This is a genomic window from Peptoanaerobacter stomatis (assembly GCF_000238095.2).
Lineage (GTDB): Bacteria > Bacillota > Clostridia > Peptostreptococcales > Filifactoraceae > Peptoanaerobacter > Peptoanaerobacter stomatis_A.
The window spans coordinates 1-22382 of the sequence record NZ_JH815227.1; the positions used below are offsets into that span (position 1 = coordinate 1).

The 22382-nt window shown below is 32.1% G+C and carries 9 protein-coding genes and 2 rRNA genes; 4 read left to right on the top strand and 7 right to left on the bottom strand.

Annotation, left to right across the window (positions count from 1 at the left end; all coding sequences use genetic code 11):
* Positions 1–214: 214 nt before the first annotated feature.
* The 5 genes from HMPREF9630_RS09735 to recJ all read right to left on the bottom strand — a co-directional run bounded on the left by HMPREF9630_RS09735 (position 215) and on the right by recJ (position 11308).
* Positions 215–3126, bottom strand: a 23S ribosomal RNA gene (locus tag HMPREF9630_RS09735).
* 359 nt (positions 3127–3485) lie between these two features.
* Positions 3486–5014: ribosomal RNA gene (locus tag HMPREF9630_RS09740) — 16S ribosomal RNA — on the bottom strand.
* The 16S and 23S rRNA genes sit together here, the layout of an rRNA operon.
* Before the next feature lie 750 nt (positions 5015–5764).
* Complete coding sequence (locus HMPREF9630_RS09745; RefSeq protein ID WP_009528327.1) at positions 5765–7966, bottom strand: RelA/SpoT family protein; 2202 nt, start codon at positions 7964–7966, stop codon at positions 5765–5767.
* 417 nt (positions 7967–8383) lie between these two features.
* On the bottom strand, positions 8384–8905 hold the full coding sequence (locus HMPREF9630_RS09750) for an adenine phosphoribosyltransferase (protein ID WP_009528330.1): 522 nt from the start codon (positions 8903–8905) through the stop codon (positions 8384–8386).
* A gap of 48 nt (positions 8906–8953) precedes the next feature.
* Entirely contained in the window at positions 8954–11308 is a 2355-nt protein-coding gene (recJ, locus tag HMPREF9630_RS09755) for a single-stranded-DNA-specific exonuclease RecJ (protein ID WP_009528328.1), read from the bottom strand.
* Between the two features lie 340 nt (positions 11309–11648).
* On the opposite strand from recJ, the gene HMPREF9630_RS09760 reads away from it, so the two are divergent.
* The 4 genes from HMPREF9630_RS09760 to HMPREF9630_RS09770 all read left to right on the top strand — a co-directional run bounded on the left by HMPREF9630_RS09760 (position 11649) and on the right by HMPREF9630_RS09770 (position 17426).
* Positions 11649–12320 (top strand): endolytic transglycosylase MltG, encoded by a 672-nt coding sequence (locus HMPREF9630_RS09760; RefSeq protein WP_009528329.1) that lies wholly within the window; start codon positions 11649–11651, stop codon positions 12318–12320.
* Between the two features lie 173 nt (positions 12321–12493).
* Complete coding sequence (locus tag HMPREF9630_RS09765) at positions 12494–13438, top strand: DDE-type integrase/transposase/recombinase (RefSeq protein ID WP_009526608.1); 945 nt, start codon at positions 12494–12496, stop codon at positions 13436–13438.
* A gap of 279 nt (positions 13439–13717) precedes the next feature.
* The gene (scfA, locus tag HMPREF9630_RS10125; RefSeq protein WP_009526377.1) at positions 13718–13864 is read left to right on the top strand and encodes a six-cysteine ranthipeptide SCIFF; all 147 of its coding nucleotides are present in this window, start codon (positions 13718–13720) and stop codon (positions 13862–13864) included.
* A gap of 511 nt (positions 13865–14375) precedes the next feature.
* Positions 14376–17426, top strand: coding sequence for an AAA family ATPase (locus HMPREF9630_RS09770; RefSeq protein WP_009528294.1), 3051 nt, complete (start codon positions 14376–14378; stop codon positions 17424–17426).
* Between the two features lie 185 nt (positions 17427–17611).
* Here HMPREF9630_RS09770 and HMPREF9630_RS09775 read toward each other — a convergent pair whose 3' ends face one another.
* Positions 17612–19222, bottom strand: a complete 1611-nt coding sequence (locus tag HMPREF9630_RS09775; RefSeq protein ID WP_009528295.1) for a hypothetical protein — start codon at positions 19220–19222, stop codon at positions 17612–17614.
* A gap of 794 nt (positions 19223–20016) precedes the next feature.
* Positions 20017–22071: an S-layer homology domain-containing protein gene (locus HMPREF9630_RS09780; protein WP_009528296.1), complete on the bottom strand. Its 2055-nt coding sequence runs from the start codon at positions 22069–22071 to the stop codon at positions 20017–20019.
* Between the last annotated feature and the right edge of the window lie 311 nt (positions 22072–22382).

Below are 22382 nucleotides of genomic sequence, written 5' to 3' on the forward strand. Positions count from 1 at the left end.
TCTTTCGATTGATATACTTCGCATAACATCGAAATATTTTATCTGATTGTACTTTGCACAATCAAAACTGCATATCATCTCTTTTCAAACATATACTTCGTATTACTTCGTTAAACTTCGTATCGCTCGTCAGTCACATAGCTTAGTATGCTCCTTCCTTACTCACTTGTTTGCCTTGTACTACTCGCATATCTTTGAAAATACCTTATATTAGTAGGTTAAGTCCTCGACCTATTAGTACAAGTTAGCTTAATACATTACTGCACTTACACTCCTTGCCTATCTACCACTTACTCTTAATGGGGTCTTACTTCTTTCGAATGGGATATCTTATCTTGAGGTTGGCTTCGTGCTTAGATGCCTTCAGCACTTATCCGTTCCGCACATAGCTACCCAGCTGTGCCTTTGGCAAGACAACTGGTACACCAGTGGTGCGTCCATCCCGGTCCTCTCGTACTAAGGATAGCTCCTCTCAAATATCCTACGCCTGCGACGGATAGGGACCGAACTGTCTCACGACGTTCTGAACCCAGCTCGCGTACCACTTTAATGGGCGAACAGCCCAACCCTTGGGACCTACTCCAGCCCCAGGATGTGATGAGCCGACATCGAGGTGCCAAACCTCCCCGTCGATGTGAACTCTTGGGGGAGATCAGCCTGTTATCCCCAGGGTAGCTTTTATCCGTTGAGCGATGGCAATTCCACTTTCTACCACCGGATCACTAAGCCCGACTTTCGTCTTTGCTCGACTTGTTAGTCTCGCAATCAAGCTCCCTTTTGCCTTTGCACTCTTCGCATGATTTCCGACCATGCTGAGGGAACCTTTGGACGCCTCCGTTACTCTTTGGGAGGCGACCGCCCCAGTCAAACTGTCCGCCAAGCACTGTCCCGTACCTTGCTTCAAAGGTTCCGGTTAGAACTCACATAATCAAAGGGTGGTATCCCAAAGTTGGCTCCTGTAAATCTGACGACCTACATTCTCTGCCTCCCACCTATTCTGTACATTAATTACATAAATTCAATACTAAGCTACAGTAAAGCTCCATGGGGTCTTTCCGTCCTGTCGCAGGTTTCCGGCATCTTCACCGGTACTACAATTTCACCGAGTCTGTTGTTGAGACAGTGCCCAAATCGTTACGCCTTTCGTGCGGGTCGGAACTTACCCGACAAGGAATTTCGCTACCTTAGGACCGTTATAGTTACGGCCGCCGTTTACTGGGGCTTAAATTCAAATCTTCGATTTCTCTAAACTCTCCTCTTAACCTTCCAGCACCGGGCAGGCGTCAGCCCCTATACTTCACCTTTCGGTTTCGCAGAGACCTATGTTTTTGGTAAACAGTCGCTTGGGCCTTTTTTCTGTGGCCTACTCTCGTAGGCACCCCTTCTCCCTAAGTTACGGGGTCATTTTGCCGAGTTCCTTAACAACAGTTCTCTCGCTGGCCTTAGGTTTCTCACCTTACCCACCTGTGTCGGTTTTCGGTACGGGCTACTTGTATCTGGATAGAAACTTTTCCTGTCAGTGTGAAATCATTAACTTCGCTACTTTATTCGCTCCCCTTCACAGCTCATATTATCAAGCATACGGATTTGCCTTTATACTCTAACTTGCTGCTTGGACGTGCTCTTCCAGTCGCACGCTTTAACTATCCTCCTGCGTCATTCCTTCTCCTCTTTGGCGATACTCGTAGGTACAGGAATCTTAACCTGTTATCCATCAGCTACGCATCTCTGCCTCGCCTTAGGCCCCGACTTACCCTGAGCGGACGAACCTTCCTCAGGAATCCTTGGGTTTTCGGCCTGTGTGATTCTCACACACATCTCGCTACTCATGCCAACATTCTCTCTCGTATCTTGTCCACAGTCTCTTTCGATTCTGCTTCGTCCTATCATACGATGCTCTTCTACCACTCACGTCTTGCGTGAATCCAAAGCTTCGGTAGTATGTTTGAGCCCCGGTAATTTTCGGCGCAAAACCACTCGACCAGTGAGCTATTACGCACTCTTTTAATGTATGGCTGCTTCTAAGCCAACATCCTGGTTGTCTGTGCAATTTCACATCCTTTTCCACTTAACATACATTTGGGGACCTTAGCTGTTGGTCTGGGCTTTTTCCCTCTTGACTATGGATCTTATCACTCATAGTCTGACTGCCTTTTATCATATATTGGTATTCGCAGTTTGATAGCTTTCGGTAACCTATACGGCCCCTAGAGCATTCAGTGCTCTACCCCCAATATACTTTTTTTTAAGACGCTAGCCCTAAAGCTATTTCGAAGAGAACCAGCTATCTCCGAGCTCGATTGGAATTTCACCTCTACCCACAAGTCATCCCCGAACTTTTCAACGTTCGTGGGTTCGGTCCTCCATTTCATGTTACTGAAACTTCAACCTGCTCATGGGTAGGTCGCCCGGTTTCGGGTCTATGCTGTATAACTTATCGCCCTTTTCAGACTCGCTTTCGCTTTGGATTTGAAACTTAATTTCTTTTCCTTGCTTTACAGCATAACTCGTTGGCCCGTTCTACAAAAAGTACGATGTCACTTATCGCTCCATCTGTTTGTAAGCATATGGTTTCAGGTTCTCTTTCACTCCCCTCCCGGGGTTCTTTTCACCTTTCCCTCACGGTACTTTTCTCTATCGGTTGATTAGTAGTATTTAGCCTTTGGGGGTGGTCCCCCTTTCTTCTCGCAGGGTTCCTCGTGTCCTACGATACTCTGGTACTATCTCGTGCGTCTTCTTGTTTCGATTACCGGACTTTTACCGTCTTTGGTGTAGCTTCCCAGACTACTTCTTCTTCAATACCTCGTCACTTTCTTGATAGTCCTTACCCCATTTAAGTTTCCTTATATGGTTTGGGCTCCTCCCATTTCGCTCGCCGCTACTTTGGGAATCGATGTTTCTTTCTTTTCCTCCACCTACTTAGATGTTTCAGTTCGGCGGGTTCCCTTCCTATTACCTATTTATTCAGTAATGGATACTTAATATCTCTATTAAGTGAGTTTCCTCATTCGGATATCTATGACTATAACGGATGTTTGCTCCTTATCATAGCTTTTCGCAGCTTGCCACGTCCTTCTTCGGCTCTAATCACCAAGGCATTCACCTTATGCTCTTTCTTCCTTAACCTTTTCGTTTTTTTATCCTTAGTTTTCTCTAAGTTGACCTTGCTATTTGTTTACTTGGTGTAAATTGTATAATCCTTTGACTTTTTATTCGGAAAGACTTAATATTTTATTTTTGTCTTTCTTCCTTTTTGTCTGCGTTTTATACTTTGATGATATGCAGTTTTCATTGTACAAATTTCATTTCGTTTGATATACTTCGTCTAACTTCGTTAAGTTTCGCATCTGTACTCAGTTACATACTTTAGTATGCTCCTTCGTCCTTTGCTCGCTTGCCTCGTTATACTCGTATCTGAAACAAAATTATATTTTTTGTTGTTTTATGAACAACAAAAATCGGATAGTAAACTTTTTTCTCCTTAGAAAGGAGGTGATCCAGCCGCACCTTCCGATACGGCTACCTTGTTACGACTTCACCCCAGTTACTAAGTTCACCTTAGGCAGCTTCTTCTTTCGTTAGATCACTGACTTTGGGTGCCCTCAGCTCCCATGGTGTGACGGGCGGTGTGTACAAGACCCGGGAACGCATTCACCGCAACATTCTGATTTGCGATTACTAGTAACTCCGACTTCATGTAGGCGAGTTTCAGCCTACAATCCGAACTTGGACCGTTTTTTTCAGGTTTGCTCTTCTTCACAGATTCGCTTCTCTTTGTTACGGCCATTGTAGCACGTGTGTAGCCCTAAGCATAAGGGGCATGATGATTTGACGTCATCCCCACCTTCCTTTAGGTTATCCCTAACTGTCTTACTAGAGTGCCTGCCTTTACGCACTGGCAACTATTAATAGGGGTTGCGCTCGTTGCGGGACTTAACCCAACATCTCACGACACGAGCTGACGACAACCATGCACCACCTGTGTGGGATGTATACCCGAAGGTATTATTACGACTTTACATCGCTTTTCATCCCCATGTCAAGCTTAGGTAAGGTTCTTCGCGTTGCTTCGAATTAAACCACATGCTCCGCTACTTGTGCGGGTCCCCGTCAATTCCTTTGAGTTTTATTCTTGCGAACGTACTCCCCAGGCGGAACACTTATTGCGTTTGCGCCGGCACCGAGATTCCTCCCGACACCTAGTGTTCATCGTTTACGGTGTGGACTACCAGGGTATCTAATCCTGTTTGCTACCCACACTTTCGTGCCTCAGCGTCAGTTTTAGTCCAGAAAGTCGCCTTCGCCACCGGTATTCCTCCCAATATCTACGCATTTCACCGCTACACTGGGAATTCCACTTTCCTCTCCTATACTCAAGCTTAATAGTTTCAAGGCCGAACAGTAGTTGAGCTACTGCCTTTTAACCTTGACTTAACAAGCCGCCTACGCACCCTTTACGCCCAGTAATTCCGGATAACGCTTGCCCCCTACGTATTACCGCGGCTGCTGGCACGTAGTTAGCCGGGGCTTTCTTGTATGGTACTGTCATTTTTTTCTTCCCATACGACAGAACTTTACGACCCTAGGGCCTTCTTCGTTCACGCGGCGTTGCTGCATCAGGGTTCCCCCCATTGTGCAATATCCCCCACTGCTGCCTCCCGTAGGAGTTTGGACCGTCTCTCAGTTCCAATGTGGCCGTTCACCCTCTCAGGTCGGCTACTGATCGTCGCCTTGGTAGGCTTTTACCCCACCAACTAGCTAATCAGACGCAAGCTCGTCTATAACCGCCTCAGCTTTGATATACAATATTCCCATATCATATATTTTATCTCGTATTAGCTAACATTTCTATTAGTTATTCGTGTGTTATAGGTTGATTACTTACGTGTTACTCACCCGTCCGCCACTAAGTCTTATATTCCATCCGAAAACTTCACATATGACTTCGTTCGACTTGCATGTGTTAGGCACGCCGCCAGCGTTCATCCTGAGCCAGGATCAAACTCTCAATTAAAATTTGACTTCTCTCAGCATTATTTATCCTTACTGACTTTGTTTGTTTGGTACATTTAACTTATTCTTCATAAGTCTTCTTTGTTTACTATCCGATTTTCATTGTTCATCTGTCCTTTGACAGCTCGTTTATTATATCTCTTATCTTTCTCCCTGTCAAGTACTTTTTTTTACTTTTTTTATTTTCTTTTTTTACTCTCTCACTGAGAGCTTTATCATATTATCATATTTACTTATGCTTAGTCAACAGTTTTTTTTATTTTTTTTCACTTTTTTTATTTTCTTGTCCTTTTTATTATTTTTATTGTTTTTTATCCTTTATTTGATTATATACTTTATTCTATTATTTTGTTTTTTCGTTCTGATTTTTAATTATACTATCTTATAATATTAGGTTTACAATATAAGTGCAACACTTAATAAAAAAATAATGACTTAGAAAATAAAAACTTGTATAATAGAGTTTTCGAAAACAAAAATATTTATTTGAAAAATTAATTATTATGTTTTTCTCTTATTTTATAATATTTTAATATGAGCATTCTTAAAATTAACAAATTATACTAAAACTTCTATAAAATAACTAAAAAAGAGAAAAATAAGATATAATACCTTTCAAAAAAATATACTTAAAAGTATAACTTTAAGGAATTTGAATATGGTATCTATTGGGCGGAATATTAGTATTATATAAATATATACATTAATCAAACGATTATTTATAATTAGAAAAAAAGGATATCAAAATATATTACTTTGATATCCTAAATACATCGTGTATATCCGGAACAGCTTTCAATTTTCTGATTATCTTCCTCACTTGCTCCTTTGATCTTACTTCAAACGTTGCATCTATTATTGCTATATCATCCTTTACTCTTCTAGCATTTAATGACAATAAGTCACTTTTTTCATCTTCAAAAATTCTGCTTATATCTCCAAACAATCCTCTTCTGTCATATCCTCTTATTTGGACTTCCACATCAAATGATGAGTTTACGTTAATATCATTCCAATGCACTTCTACCAGTTCTTTAGAGCTGTTCTGCATATCTCTTTGGGCGTTAGGACAATCTTTTCTATGAACTGTTACTCCTCTACCTTTTGTTATATAGCCCACTATTTCATCTCCAGGTATTGGTGTACAGCATTTTGCAAGTCTTGTAAGTATATTATCTACACCTGTAACATTGACCAGTTGTCTATTTTTTCTTTCTTTTTTCTGTTCTCTACCCTCTTGTGATATTCTTTGATTTTCTTTTAACTGTTTTAGTTTTTCTTCTTTTATTTTATCTCCGAAGTCTTTTTCATAAATATCTTTAAGCTTACCCATAACCTGATTCATAGTAAGCCCACCATAACCAAGAGCTGCATATAATTCTTCTTCGCTTGCCTGACTTAAAAATTTAGCTGCTGCTACAAGTGCTTTTGTTCTTAAAAAATCTCCTAACGGGTAGCCTTGCTTCTTTGTTTCTTTTTCTATTAATTCTTTGCCTTTTTCTATGTTTTCTTCTTTACGTTCCTTTTTGAACCATTGTCTTATTTTATTTTTTGCATGCGAAGATTTTACAATATTTATCCAATCTCTGCTTGGTCCTTTTGAAGATGCAGATGTCATTATTTCAACTATCTGACCATTTTTTAGCTTGGTATCAAGCGGCACAATCTTTCCACTTATTTTTGCACCTATACAAGTATTACCTACATTTGTGTGTATCTTGTATGCCAAATCTATAGGTGTCGAGTCTGTAGGTAATTCTATTACATCTCCTTTTGGCGTAAACACAAAAACCTGATTGGCAAATAAGTCTATTTTTAAAGACTCCATAAATTCTGTAGGATCTGATACTTCTTTTTGCCAATCCATTATCTGTCTTAACCAGGCTAATTTCTTGTCCATATCAGATTCATTTGTATCTATTCTTCCTTCTTTATATTTCCAGTGTGCTGCTATACCGTATTCTGCTGTCTTATGCATTTCTTCTGTACGTATCTGTATTTCTACCGGCTCTCCGTCAGGTCCAAATATTGTAGTGTGTATGGATTGATACATATTTACCTTTGGCATAGCAATATAATCTTTAAATCTTGTTGGTATTGGTTTCCAAATAGTGTGAACTATACCTATTACGCCATAGCAATCTTTCAATTCCTTAACAACTACCCTGACAGCTATAAAATCGTATATTTCTTCAAAAGATTTATTTTTAAATTTCATCTTTTTGTATATACTATACATATTTTTTTCTCTACCATATATTTCGCATGGTATGTTAGCTTCTACTTGTATTTTTTCTTTTAACTTGGAAATTATGCCATTTATATATGAATCCCTCTGAGTTATTCTTCTTGATATTTTTCTTTCCATGTCAAAATAAAACTCAGGTTCAAGATATCTAAGTGCTATATCTTCCATTTCCCATTTGATTTTTGATATACCGAGTCTGCCTGCTATAGGCGCAAATATTTCTATAGTTTCTTTTGATTTTTCTCTTGCTTTTCTTGGCGGCATAAATTTGAGAGTTCTCATATTATGAAGTCTGTCAGCCAGTTTTATTAAGACAACTCTCACGTCTTTCGCCATAGCCATAAACATCTTGCGAAGATTTTCTGTTTGATTTTCTTCTTTAGATTTATAATCTATTTTACCAAGTTTAGTAACTCCATCTACAAGTGTAGCTATCTCAACTCCAAACATATTTATCATTTGTTCGTTAGTGGTGTCCGTATCTTCCACAACATCGTGCATCAACCCTGCTGCAATGGTAGCCACATCTAATTCCAACTCCGCCAATATACCGGCTACTTGAACAGGATGCACTATATATGCTTCTCCTGAGCGCCTTACCTGTCCTTCATGCTTATTTTCAGCATATTCATAGGCTTTTATAAGTATATCCACATCTGCATCAGGATTATATTGCTGTACAGTTTTTATTACATTTTCCAACAATTTAATCACCTTTATCTATTCTTTATATAAGTAAGTTAATTCCACTTCAAATCAAAACAGATAGATTGTATTTTAAACAAGAATAATTTAAATATATTTTTATTATCCAGCTTTAAAATATGTATAAATATTCCAAATATTATTGATACATCTATAAAAATATGTAAGCAAAAGGGATTGAATCACAACAATCCCTTTACTGATTTTAATTATAACAAATTACAAAGCAATAAGATATACTAAATACATCACTTTGTTAAAATTTTTTATACTGATTGATAGATAAAAAACAAATAATTATATCAACTTTAATAATGTTTTATCTTATCATAATTTTATTGCATTGAGCATTTATCAAAACAATAATACATAATAAAACTTAAACAATCCTGTTAATTTGATATTAACCTAAAATTGTTATTCACTCTCATATTTAACCAATGAATTTACATGATATTTTTTCACTTTTTCATTAGGTTTTAAAAATGAAAGTTCTATGAGGAATTCCATAGCTTTTACATTAGCTCCTATTTCTTCAAGCAACTCTGCGACTGCACACACAGTTCCTCCTGTCGCCATTAAATCGTCTACAATTGCGACATTAGAGCCTTTTTCTATTGCGTCTTTGTGTATTTCCAATATATCTGTTCCATATTCCAAAGAATATTCTTTTCTAACCACCTCTGCAGGTAATTTACCTTTTTTTCTAATAGGAACAAAACCCACACCTAAAGCATACGCAACTGCCGCTCCCATTAAAAATCCTCTTGCTTCAGGTCCTACAATATAATCTATATCTTTGTCTTTCAAATCTTGTACTATTAAATCTACTGCATATTTAAACGCCTCTTTATCTTTTATAAGCGTTGTTATATCTTTAAAACCTATGCCTTTTTCAGGAAAATCCGGTATTTCTCTTATCACAGACCTTAAATCCATATACATATCCCCTCAATCTTTTTGATTGTAATAAAAACAATATATAAATTATCGTCCTATAATAGAAAAATACTGTTTAAATTTTCTAAAAATAATATTATCATTTATATCTTGTTTTTCATCTGTTATTTTTAACTTTACGTGTACTCTATTATATTGAAAATCATATATTATGTCAATAAGTTTACATTTTTGAAGCATACTGCTTGCTATAAAAAAAATCATCGAATCTATTTTCAATACATTCAATATATCTGTTATCCTTATATTCTTATCATCATATTTTTTGAAAAAATTGTATAAAATAACCATATTCAAACGCAAATCGTAAGGCTTGTATCCTATATCAAATTGTGAAAAATCTAAAGCATATTTATTACACTCACATTCATAAATTACGTTTTCTATTTTTTTAAGTTTATCACATACAACGATATTATCATAATCTTTAAGCTCTGTTTTATCCAATAAAGGCAATAATATAACCATATTTTCAAAGCTGTTTTCCATATTGTCCTGATAAAAATCAAGACGTTTATACGAGTATTCCATTAGCTTACGAATATAAAAATAGGATTTATATGAATAGCATAAAAATGCAGTTTTTCCTATGAGTTTAGATATATTTTTCAACTCCAGTATTTCAAAATTTATCACATCCTCTAATGAAAAGTCATAATTCATTTCAAAATATCCTATATCATCTCTTACAATTTGATAAATATCTTTATAATCATACGAATAATCATATGAATACCTTATATCTGAAGCAAACATTTGTATATCAACATTATCAGCAAAAACATTCCTATTCATATGAAATACTACATCTACATTTTTAGATATGTCCAAATCTTTTAATTCGTCATAACTGTTGAATTTCAAAATATTTTTTCCCGTTTTTTTATCTCTAGCCTTAAAATGAATTTTATCTTTTCCAATAAATTGAATATTTTCCAAGCTTATATCAGTTGACAAAAATATCGGCTTTTCATTTTCTATACCGAAAGGCTCAAACATTTCCATCTTATTATAATTTTCTTGAGTTATTGCATTTGTCGGCATAAGCATATCTATGTTCAAGTTCACTTCATAATCTTCATCCGACATAATTTTTTTTGCATATGCATTTATTTTTTTTATAAAAGTAGGAATTTTTTCTTTTTTTATGGAAAATCCTCCAGCCATTTCATGTCCGCCATATTTTTCGAACATATTTTCCATAGATTTCATAGCTTCAAAAAAATTAAAATTTTCTATACCTCTACAGGATGCAGAGGCTTTATCGTCATCTATCGCAATCACAACTGACGGTTTTCCAAATTTGTCAACGAGTTTTGAAGCTACTATACCTATTACCCCTTTATTCCAGTTTTCTCCGTAAGATACTGTTACATATGGTTGGTTTTCACTTTCTTCCTCTACTTGTACAAGCGATTTTTCATATATATCTTTTACCATCTCTTGTCTTTTATAATTTAGAATATTCAATTCTTTTGCATAACATTTTGCTTCTATTTCATTTTTGGCCATATATAATCTTACAGCAAGTGATGCATCGTCCAATCTTCCCGCAGAATTTATCCTCGGCGCAATTCCAAATCCTATTTCATACGAAAATATTGCACTTTTATTAAGACCCGCTTCTATTATTAAAGCATCTATTCCAAAATTTGAAGACTTTTTTATTTCTCTCAGTGCATTTTTTACTATAACTCTATTTTCACCGTTTAACTCCATTATATCAGCCACTGTAGCTATTCCTGCTATTTCTACAAGCTCGCCTGTTTCCTGCTTAGCATACATCCTCAAAAGCTCTCTGGATAATTTATAAGCTATTGCCGCACCACATAAATTTTTATACGGATATTTACAATTTTTTTGATGAGGATTTACTATTGAATACGCTTTGGGTATAACTTCGCCAACTTGATGGTGATCTGTTATAATAACATCCATTTCAAGTTCATTTGCAAAATCAACTTCATCTATAGCCGTTATGCCGCAATCCACTGTGATTATAAGCTTACACTCATCTTGTGATATTTTGTTTATCGCATCCTTGTTAAGTCCATATCCCTCAGTTTTTCTATTGGGTATATAATAGTTTATATTGTGATAATCTAAAATATTGAACGTTTTTAACAATATAGCTGTTGCACTCGTGCCGTCAACATCATAATCCCCATAAATATATATTTTCTCATTTTGTTTTATAGCTGTATCTATTCTCTCCAATGCTCTTTTCATACCAAGCATAAGCATACCATCATACTGGTTATCTATATCAGGTTTAAAAAACTCCTCTTTACTCATATCATATTTGTTTCTGTCATAAAATAACTTATCAAAAGGTATTGTGCTTGTATTTATATTAGATATTATCCATTTTTTTTCGTTCATAAATTCTCCTTTTAATGTTATTTTTTTATATTTTACAGCAAATATATTATATTTTCAATATTTTTATATATGTCATTAAAATTTATAACCATATTCTTAATATATTATATTCAATACAGTATCTCTTATTTAAATACGCTTTTGTGTTAACTTTATTCTGATTCAATGTATCACTTAACATCCTAAATCTAAAATTATATCTTAAAAAAAATTAATTTGTTTAATTATTTCAAATATGGTAGAATAATTCTAATATATTTATTTAGATAATATTATCTAAATATTTTTATCTGTATTTAACAAAATTTAAAAATCCAATTATACTATTAAGAGGTTGTATATGAACAAACTCAAGGATTTCATTCACTATATAAGTGATATTATAATGGTTCTTGTTGTAGTATTTATAATACTTTTTGTGTTTTACAAAAATATAAGCGTATTTTTCAGCGATATATTCGATCAAAAATTATCTGTAAATATAAAAGAAATTGTATCAGATGATATTTCAAATACATCTATAAATGTAAACACAGACTCTGAGAAAACTGAAAATCTCGAAGAAAAAAACAACATCAATACTACAACATCACAAAACGCAAAGTCTGCTGATGAATCCGTCACATATCAAAACAAAGAAACAAACACCTCACAAACAGAAAAATCAATAGAACAAACGAGCATACCTCAAAATATAAACACCGAAGACAAAACATCTGATACACAAAATTTACAAGTAAATCCCAATGATGAAAATAAAGAAAATTCTAAGAATGAAATTACAAAAGCGGTACAAAACAACAATAATTTTACTGTAACTATAGTTATCCCAGCAAACTCAACATCTACACAGATAGTAGACATACTTTATGACAATAAACTCATCACTTCAAAAGACGAGATTAATATATATTTAAAAGAAAACAACTTGGAAACAAAACTGAAATCCGGTACATTTACTATAAATTCAAAAATGAGCGTAGAGGAAATAGTAGATACCATATCCTTATAAATTAAAATATATAAAATCCATACATATCAAAATGCTCTACTTTCTACATTTCTGCTTGTACTTATATTAATATGTTATGCTACAATAGATTTGTGACAAAAAAGTATAAAAAAAGAAAGCCAACTGATATAATAAGATTTGGAAAAAATAAAAATCAGTAAAGAGGCTTTCTTATGAATAAAAGTATAACAGAAGGAATGAAAAGACGCAAGCAAATAATAGAATATGCAATAAAAGAAAAAAATAATGCAAAAGCAGCAAGAAAATACCATGTAACAAGACAGTATGTACATTATTGGATGAAAAGATATGATGGAACAATAGAATCATTAAGAAAAGAGTCAACAAAACCAAAAAGCCATCCAAAAGAGCACACAGCAGAAGAACAAGAAAAGATAAAACATTGCTATAGATATCATAAGCATGAAGGGTTAGCACAAGTATACAGAAAGTTACAAGAAAAAGGATATACAAGATGCTATGATTCAATGACAAGACAGATAAAAAAATTAAAATTAAAAACTATACAAGAAAAAAAAGAAATTAGAAAAAAGAAGAAAGAAAAGAAAGTAAGCAAAGTAACAAGACCAGGAGAGCAAGTACAAGTAGATATAAAATATGTACCGTTAGAATGCATAGGATTTAAAAGTGAAGTAGACAGATATTATCAAATAACAGGTATAGATGTATATACAAGAAAAAGAATATTGAAGCTTGTAAAAGAAAAAAGCACATACGAAACAAGTAATTACTTAAATACATTAGAAAAAGAAATGGGATTTAAAATAGAGCAAATACAAACAGATAATGGATTAGAATTTACAAATGAGCAAGACAGAACAAATAAAAAAAGTAGATTTCAAAAAACATTAGAAGAATTAGGTATAGAGCATAAACTAACAGCCGCATACAGTCCGTGGCAAAATGGGTATGTAGAAAGAAGTCATAGAGAAGATAGTGAGAAATTTTATGCAAATAGAAGATTCAAGAGCGAAGAAGAGATGTATAAGAGTTTTGAAAGATATGCAAAAAGGCAAAACAATATAGCGAAGAAAGTTTTGAAATTCAAAACTGCAAATGAAATGTTAGAAGATTATATAGAAAAAGCGAGAGTGTGATTTAGAAAATTTTTAACAATATATGGGGTTACCCGCATATATTGTTAAAAAAATATGATATACAATAATCAAAATTATATTATAGGCTTTGTGTCAAAAATGTTTGACTTTTTTACACATTTCTGCTTGTACTTATATTAATAATTATTGAAATTTGTGTTTATATATGATATAATTATTAGAATAAATTTGCTTATAGAACACATTTTCAACTTATAGCTTTATACATATTTGAATTTTGTAGTTTCTAAAAAAGCTGAATACATTAGGAGGTAAATTATGAAAAAACACATAGTAACAATAGCAAAAGGTTCACTTAAACAAAGCGCATCTCACGGTGGATGTGGAGAATGCCAAACATCTTGCCAATCTGCTTGCAAAACATCTTGCACAGTAGCAAATCAAGAATGTGAAAGAGAAAACTAATCGTTAAAAATAAAAGTCACTTTATCAAGTGGCTTTATTTTTTTATTCATAATTTATTCCAAATTCTATAGCAATTCTTATACTGTTTATTCAATAAAAACAGACGCCATTTATGATATTATCTAATTATACTAATATCCATTTAATTAATGGATGCATTTATAATAAATTATTTTTAAGTATACTCAATTTTACTTAACTTATATATTCTAAAAAAAATTAATATCCGTTATTCTATTGACTTTTAGCATTAAATATATTCTCTAAACTAAAAATTTAATACATTTTTATAGATAATAACCATATCTATTTTTCAAATAAATATTTATATTCCTCAAATAAGTAACACATTACTTTTAAATGATATTAAGTATTATATTGTGAAAAAAGATAATTTATATTATAATTATCAATAATATAATTCAAAATAATCAATAAATTATAGTTAACAGCATTATTTGTATGAAAAATAGATATTAAAAATTTCAATAATTCTGCAAAAGGGGGAAAAATGAGTAAAATATATGCAAAAATGTTCGGAACTCCAATAATAACAAAAGACGACAAAGAAGTTCTATTCCCTTACAGCAAAGTCAAAGCATTGCTATACTATCTGATCATAAACAAAAGAGCCAGCCGTGATGAGTTATCAGGGCTGTTATGGTGCGAAGACAGAGAAGAAATAGCTAAAAAAAATTTAAGAAATGCAATATATAAAATCAAAAAATCTTTTGATGAAGATGTATTGATATCACCAAATAAATCACTGGTCATGATAAATCCCAATTTGGATATAAGCTCCAATGTAGAGCCGTTTATTAATGGAGATGATTCTCTTATAGATGAATATATAGGTGATTTTATACAAGGTTTTTATGTAAAAAATGCAGAACCTTTTGAACAATGGCTCACACAAATAAGGGAAAATTATAGAGAGATCTTTGTCAGAAAGCTCTATGAACTAATAGATAAAAGTATACACAATCAAGAAAACTCAAAAATAGAATTGTATTGCAAAAAACTTATCAGCGTCAACGAATTTGACGAAAAAGCCTACGCAATACTTATAAATCATTACAAAGATATAAAAGACTATAAAAGCGCCATAGACACATATAACAAACTCTCAAAAATTCTGTCTGTAGAACTTGGAATAACACCTGACGAACAAACAACTGTACTGTTTAATCAAGTTTTAGATTTAATCAACGATTCAAATTACAATAAAAAATCTCAAAGCGAAAAATTTTTCTACGGTAGAATCAGTGAGCTCAGATTATTAGAACAAAACTTTGATAAATTTATAAAAAATGATGATGCAAAATCTATAATACTTTCAGGTGAAGCAGGCATAGGAAAATCAAGATTAAAAGACGAATTTTTAAGTAAAATAAACTCTGAAAAATCATATGTATTTGAAACCAACTGCTACCCTGCAGAAAAAGAATATTTTTTTAAACCCTGGAACCCTATAATTTCAAAAATGTCAGAAATTCTAATAAAAGATAATATAAATATACCTCATATATGGGAAAATATAATCTCATGTATATTCCCTGAGTTCAATAAAAACAAGAATACACCTTATCAACATCTTCCTGAAAACTTTGAAACTATAAAGTATGATATGATTGGCGATATATTAAGCGACATATTAGAAAGAATAACAAAGCGCAAAAAAGTTATGTTAATATTTGAAGACATACAGTATGCCGACAGCATGAGCATATCCATACTGAGCAGTATAATACTGCATCAAAAAAAATCAGACATAATATTTATTGCAACATATAGAAATGAATACGATAAAAATGTGGATAAGCTTATAACATCAATGAATTTACATGACAAGCTCATTTTAATGCCACTCGACAGATTTACAAGTGAAGAAGCCGAAAAATTTGTAAAACAAGCCTATCCTAATTATACGCCTACAAAAGAATTATTAAAAAAAATATATCAAGAAACAGAGGGAAACACTTTTTTCTTAACAGAATATGTCAACATATTAAAATCAAATGGCGATATCAACATAATGTCCGTAAAAATGCAAGACATCATAAAAAGCAAATTCTTATATTTATCAGAAGAAAGCAAAAAAATATTAAATATTGCATCACTATTTTTTGATGAAGTTCCACTCAAGCTGTTAAAAGATATAACAGGTCATGACGAACTTGAACTTATGGATATAATAGAAGAGTTGGAAAACAAATTTATACTTACAGAAACCCAAAATGAAGACTCTATAAGTTTTAAATTCACACATCAAAAACTCAGAGAGTTTATATATATGAAACAAAGTGACGGAAGAAAAAAATTACTCCATGCCAAAATAGGCTCAATTTTAGAACAATCAATAAAAAATGACAAGATAAATATAGATATTTATCACAAACTCATATACCATTATACAAATGCTGATAATAAAAGCAAAGCCCTTATTTATAAAATAAAAATACTCAACTACTATCTTAATTTTTCACACGAGCTGTTCCCTATACTCAACCAAGCCGATATGGACGCATACAGATATGAAAACTTCAGCAAGCAACAGACACTTTCACACTTTAAAGATATAGAAAACACATTAAAACAAGTTAGAAAAAAAGGAGGTAACAGCGAAGAAATAATAAAATTGGAAATAGCATTTCTCCATATGAAAGGCAGATATCTTATAAGAGACGGAGATTACGAGCAAGGCATAAAACTTATTCAAGATATGATTACACAGTCATTGGATGTAGAAGACAGAGATTATACCATTGAAGGCTACAAACAGATGATATTTTATTGCATACAGACTAATCAGCCTGATATTATGTTAAAATATATCGAACTTGCGCTCAATTTAGCAGTAGAATGCAATTACCACAAAGAAACAGGCATAATATTGCGCCTAAAAGGTTTATATAAAATAATGTGTCAAGAATACGAAGAAGCCGAAAAATTATTGAATGAATCTATAAACACATTCAAAATAACAAAACAAGTAGCCAATAAATATGCACTTAATATAGCCGCAGCGTATAATTATATAGGTGAAATAAGGCGATTTAATATGGAATTTGATGAGGCTGTGTATTATTACGAACAAGCCATAAAAATATGTGAAAGCAAGAGCGCTTTTATAAGCTTGGCAATTTTTAATATAAATGCAGGGCAAGCAACATTTGATATGGGAGATTATCAAAAATCCACAGAATATTTTGAAAAAGCGCTTAATCTTTACAGCAAATTGGATTCTATATGGCGAAAATCAATTGCAGAAGCTTTTATGGCACTCATATTAAATAATGAAGAAAACTATTCAGAAGCTTTGAAATATTTAAAAAATGCAGATACACATTCACAAAAAATAAAAAACCCTCATGAAATAGGGGTAGTTTTTAGAGTAAAAGCACAAATTAGAGCCGATATGCTAAAAAACAAAAACCTCAATAAAGTATACAGCAAATACCTTGACAATGATCTTGAATACTACTGTGCAGAAAGCATCAAATATCTTACTACAGCCGGAGATAAATACGAAATAAATGTAATAAACAATATTATGAAATAAAAAAAATAAGACTAAGTCATTTATACTAAACCTTAATAAAATAATATAAATAAACATCAGTGTTAAATTAAAATATGCTCAAATTGTTTTACTTGCAAAACAATTTGAGCATTGCATTAAAAAATATCTATGTACAATTATAACATCATATCCTTACTACAATGTAGATTGTTTTATATACCTTTTTATTTAGTTTTTTCTGATTTCTTATAATAGGTATGATATTTTGTAATCACCCAGTCATGTTCTTTCAGATTCAATTCGTTTCCGCAAAACTCACATGTCTTGCCTTCTATGAGAGATAAGTTGGCACCACATTTTATACATTTTAGAATAGACGGTCCACAAACTGCCTGTGTTTTACAATCTTTGTTTTTTTCAAGTCTAATCGTTACAAATTCTTTTCTATTTTCAATCTTACCGTTTTTTAATTCTCTAAGCAATAAATTCACACTTACACTTGCAATTTGCATATCATCTTTTACCTGATATGTATTTATATAAAAAGATAAGGTGTCCATATCAACGACATCCTTATAATTTTGCAACTGCCTTGAAAGATCACATTCAGAAAAAGCATTGACCATATTTTCCGTATCTGCAAAATGTATGGCATACAGTTTATTTTGGACTCCTCCGAAGAAACTTTGAATAGAAAATAAAGGATCATATTTTCTCACTTCATTTGCCCTTTTTATTTCTTTATCTATTTTTTCTTTCGGACGACATACCAACTTGTCATCTAAAAGTTCAAAATTCGAATTAAATAAAAATACGATCGGCACTATAAAAAACATTGAAAAAGTTACAATTGCAAATCCGGCAAAACCAAGTGTAAGTGCACTCAATAATCCTCCGACAAATCTCATAAAGATATTCATATCTTTTACATATAAAAACGGTAGAAAAAATCCCATGTTGATAAACGGTAGCATTCCAATCATATAAGCCCAAGGATATATTAATTTTTTTATAGCTTGACGTTTCCCTTCTATTACTTGAAAATCACGACAAAATCCGAAACTGCCTACCCTACTATCCAAGTCTTCTACAGTAAATTTTGTCCCGCAAAAATCACATCCGTCAATCAAATTGCTCCTTGATGATATACTGCCACAGTTTGGACACACAACATCATCTCCTCCGACATTTTTGGCAGACAAAAATGTATAATGAGCAACTTCCTTATCATATACTCGTTTTATATCTTTACCGCCACATCGATAAGTCCTTGTACAATAAATCTCTTCATAGGCATCATCCACATTGTATCTGCCGTCAAAATATGTACTGGAACGAACGGGGTTTGAATTCTTGGAATACGAACGTCTGCTTGATTGCAAATCTATTTGTACATTTAGTTTTTCCAAGCGTCTTTTTTGAAGATAAATACCATGCCATAAAAGTTGTGTAGCATACTCTTGTATCTTACTGTTGTCCTTATTTATATCTTTACTGCCTATAAACTGACTGTACGCTGTTTTAAATGAGCTCATTCTCCTTGTTAATTCATCATAGTCTTCTACAAGCGGATAAGACGGAAAAATTAAACTAAGCGGAAATTTTATTTTAAGTCCGAGTCTATACTTTTCATTTACCCAAGTTCTTAAAATCATGATTGTACCTATACTGAGCACTATGTAGCCTATAAAAGCACCTACAGTAAGTTCATCCGATTTCTGAGCAAAAATAAAGCAGATTACAAATCCTATAATATAAACAATAAGCGGAACTATAAATTCTTTTTTGTTATAAGCTTTATCTTTCAATATAGCTTTATCATTTCCTTCTGCCATTCTATCCTCTCCTTTTCATGAAAAGTTTCTACATAACATATCGTCTATGATGTCTTAATACTATATTTAATATAGTATTAAAATATACATATGCGTTTGAATACATTTTATTAAGGTGAGCCCTAAAACAGAAGTATCCAAAAGCACTCCTAATCAAATACATTACATTTAACATTTTTATCATATGTCCATTTAATTAGGGATTAGTATAATACACAATATAATTATTATAAGATTTCATACAGTAAATATATAAATTCAGTAACCTCTTAATTTTGTAAAGCTTTTTTATTTTTAATATGTACATATAAAACCCATAAATTTCAAGTTTATGGCACATTTATTATACCAAATATACAGTACTATGTATAGTTTTAATATTTGTTGCACAAACATTAATTCCATTTAAAACTAATTAAAAGCTCATTTTATAATCATATACTTAAAAATTTATGTTTTTTAAATAACAAAGTATATAAAATACAGAGATTTTATAAATAGAATTTTAGTATACAAAACACATTTTCCATTAATTATATAGATATTTGTAAAAGCTAATAATTAAAACTGATACTAAAATCTTATAGAATAATGAAAAATCATAATAATTAATTTTTCAAATAAATTATTTATATTAATGTTATATAATTATACAAATCATCCATAATTTTATTAGAAAATAATATAAAATTAGTTTTCTTTATACAAAAAACTGCTCTATCATAATTGATAGAACAGTTTTTTTGAAATTTTTTATTATTTTGCTATAATTTGGCAAAGCTATACTATTGATATTATTCTACGATATTTGAAAATATTTTTGCTAATTGTTCTCTTGTTAAATTATCATTTGCACTTATCTTGTTATCAGATCCGTTTACTATTCCTTTATCTACTAAGGCTGATACATATCCCAGCGCCCAATTAGGTATAGATTCTATATCTTTATAATTTGCCAATACTTCTTTTGCTTTTGCATCTTCTAATGGTTCTATTCCTTTGAATCTGGCTATTACTACAAATAATTCAGCTCTTGTTATTTTACTTTGAGGTCTGAAGTTGCCTTTTTCGTCTTGTGTGAATATTTTGTTTTCCAACACTGTTTGTACTGCGTTTGCATACCATTTATCAGAGTCTACATCTTTTACTGCTTTTGCACTTTGTGATTTTTTCCCTATTATATTTGCTATTACTTGGGCTACTTCTGCTCTTGTTACGCTTTTTTTCGGCATGAATTTTCCGCTTGTATCTCCAGACATTATTCCTTTTTGCATTACTTTTACTATTGCTTGTTTACTCCATGTTATTTCGTTTATATCGTTCAGATTATTTACTTTTGTTTCCGCCTCTTTTGTTGTCATTACATCTGATACTTTTATTTCTTTTGATATTTCTTGTTGTGATTGATTTGTTTGTGCTTTTTCTTGTGTTGCAGTTTCAGTTTGAGCTTCTACAGGTTTTTGTACAGGTTTTGGTGCTGATGATGAGCCTCCGCCACCTCCACCACCACCTGATGTGCTTGAATTACTGTTGCTTTTAGCTTTATCGTTTGAATTTGATTTTTTTTCAGGTTCTTGTGATTTTTGTGATTCTTCAGATTTTTGCGGTTCTTTTGGTTTTTCAGGTTTCGGTTCTTCTATTGTAGCATCAGGCAGACCTTCTGTTATTACTTTTAAGCTTACACTTGTTGTTACATTTAATAGTGATTTTGCTGTTATTACTGTTTCGCCTTTTGCTTTTGCAGTAACTCTTCCTGTATTATCTACTGTTGCAACACTTTCTCTTGATGATGTCCATGTTAATTCATCACTATTTTCCTCAGGTGTTACTTTAAGCTCGACATCTGTTGTAATTGTTGTCATCAATATAGTACCTGTTGTTGCTTCAAGATTATTTATTTTCTCATAGTCTTTATATGTCGCCTTTACAGTTACTGCTTTATTCGGCATAGTAAAGCTTGCCTCTGTTCTTGAGTTACTATTTGTTATAACTACATCATCACTTACCCACTTATCAAATTTCTTTCCATCTTTTGTTTTCTCTGCTTTAAGTTCTACCTTCTCTCCAGGTTTTGCCTCTGTTTTATTCGATGTACCGTCTACCACATTTATCGCTAAACCAGGCTTATCAATTTTCAGACGTATATTACCTTCAAATTTAATATCTTTAAATTGCTTTGTATTTATTTGTTTATAAACTGTTTTATCATAGCTTAGTTCTATTTCAACAAGACCGTTTTCTACAAGTTTATTAAAATTTTTAATTTTTATTTTTGACGGTTCACTATTATCTATAACATCCGGTATATTATATCCATTTGCAGTTATAGTTGTATTTATAGCTACAGGTTTTCCATTAATTTTAATAGGATTGTCAATGGTATTTTTTGTAAAAACATCTTCTAAATTAACATCTTGTATTATAGTTTCAATCTTTTGACTTCCGCCATATTGCCTTATTTCGTTGGATATACCTCCTAAATCTATGAATTTATTTGTATCAATTATAATTTTACTTAATTTAGGCAACTCTTTTATTAAATTTTTTAGAGCCGTTTCTTCTATATTATATGATTTGATACTCAAAGTCGTAAGATTTTTAAAATCTTTGAGTTTTCCTATATTTTTTATTTCTTTTTTATCAGGTGCTGATAAATAAAGCTCTGCTCTGTCTTTGTACTTATTGACAAACTCATCCGTTATATCTGCAATATCTTCTATTTCTGCAACTTGATTACTGTGCTCTGATTGAGTTACATCCCTATATGCGTATGAATTGGTAGGTACACTGCAAATAGGCAACACTAAAGCAAATGCAACTGCAAAAGCTAATACTTTTTTTCTTAACATAAAATTCCTCCAAGTTTTTGAATAAATATATAAAATGTCAAATTTTATTAAGCTAACACTATAAATATATACAAATAAGATTATTTAACATATCTCTTTTTTATCATTTACTTATATTTCAAACACCTATATATCAAGACAAAAAATCTATTTATTTTGCACATATTTATATTTATAAAATATATTTTGTAATTCACTAATTCATATTATACCAAGAAAAAACAAAAAATAACAAAAAAAATAATTTTTTTTAGGCATTTTTATTCATTTATAATTCGTAGTATATTCCCAAATAATTCTAAAACACATTG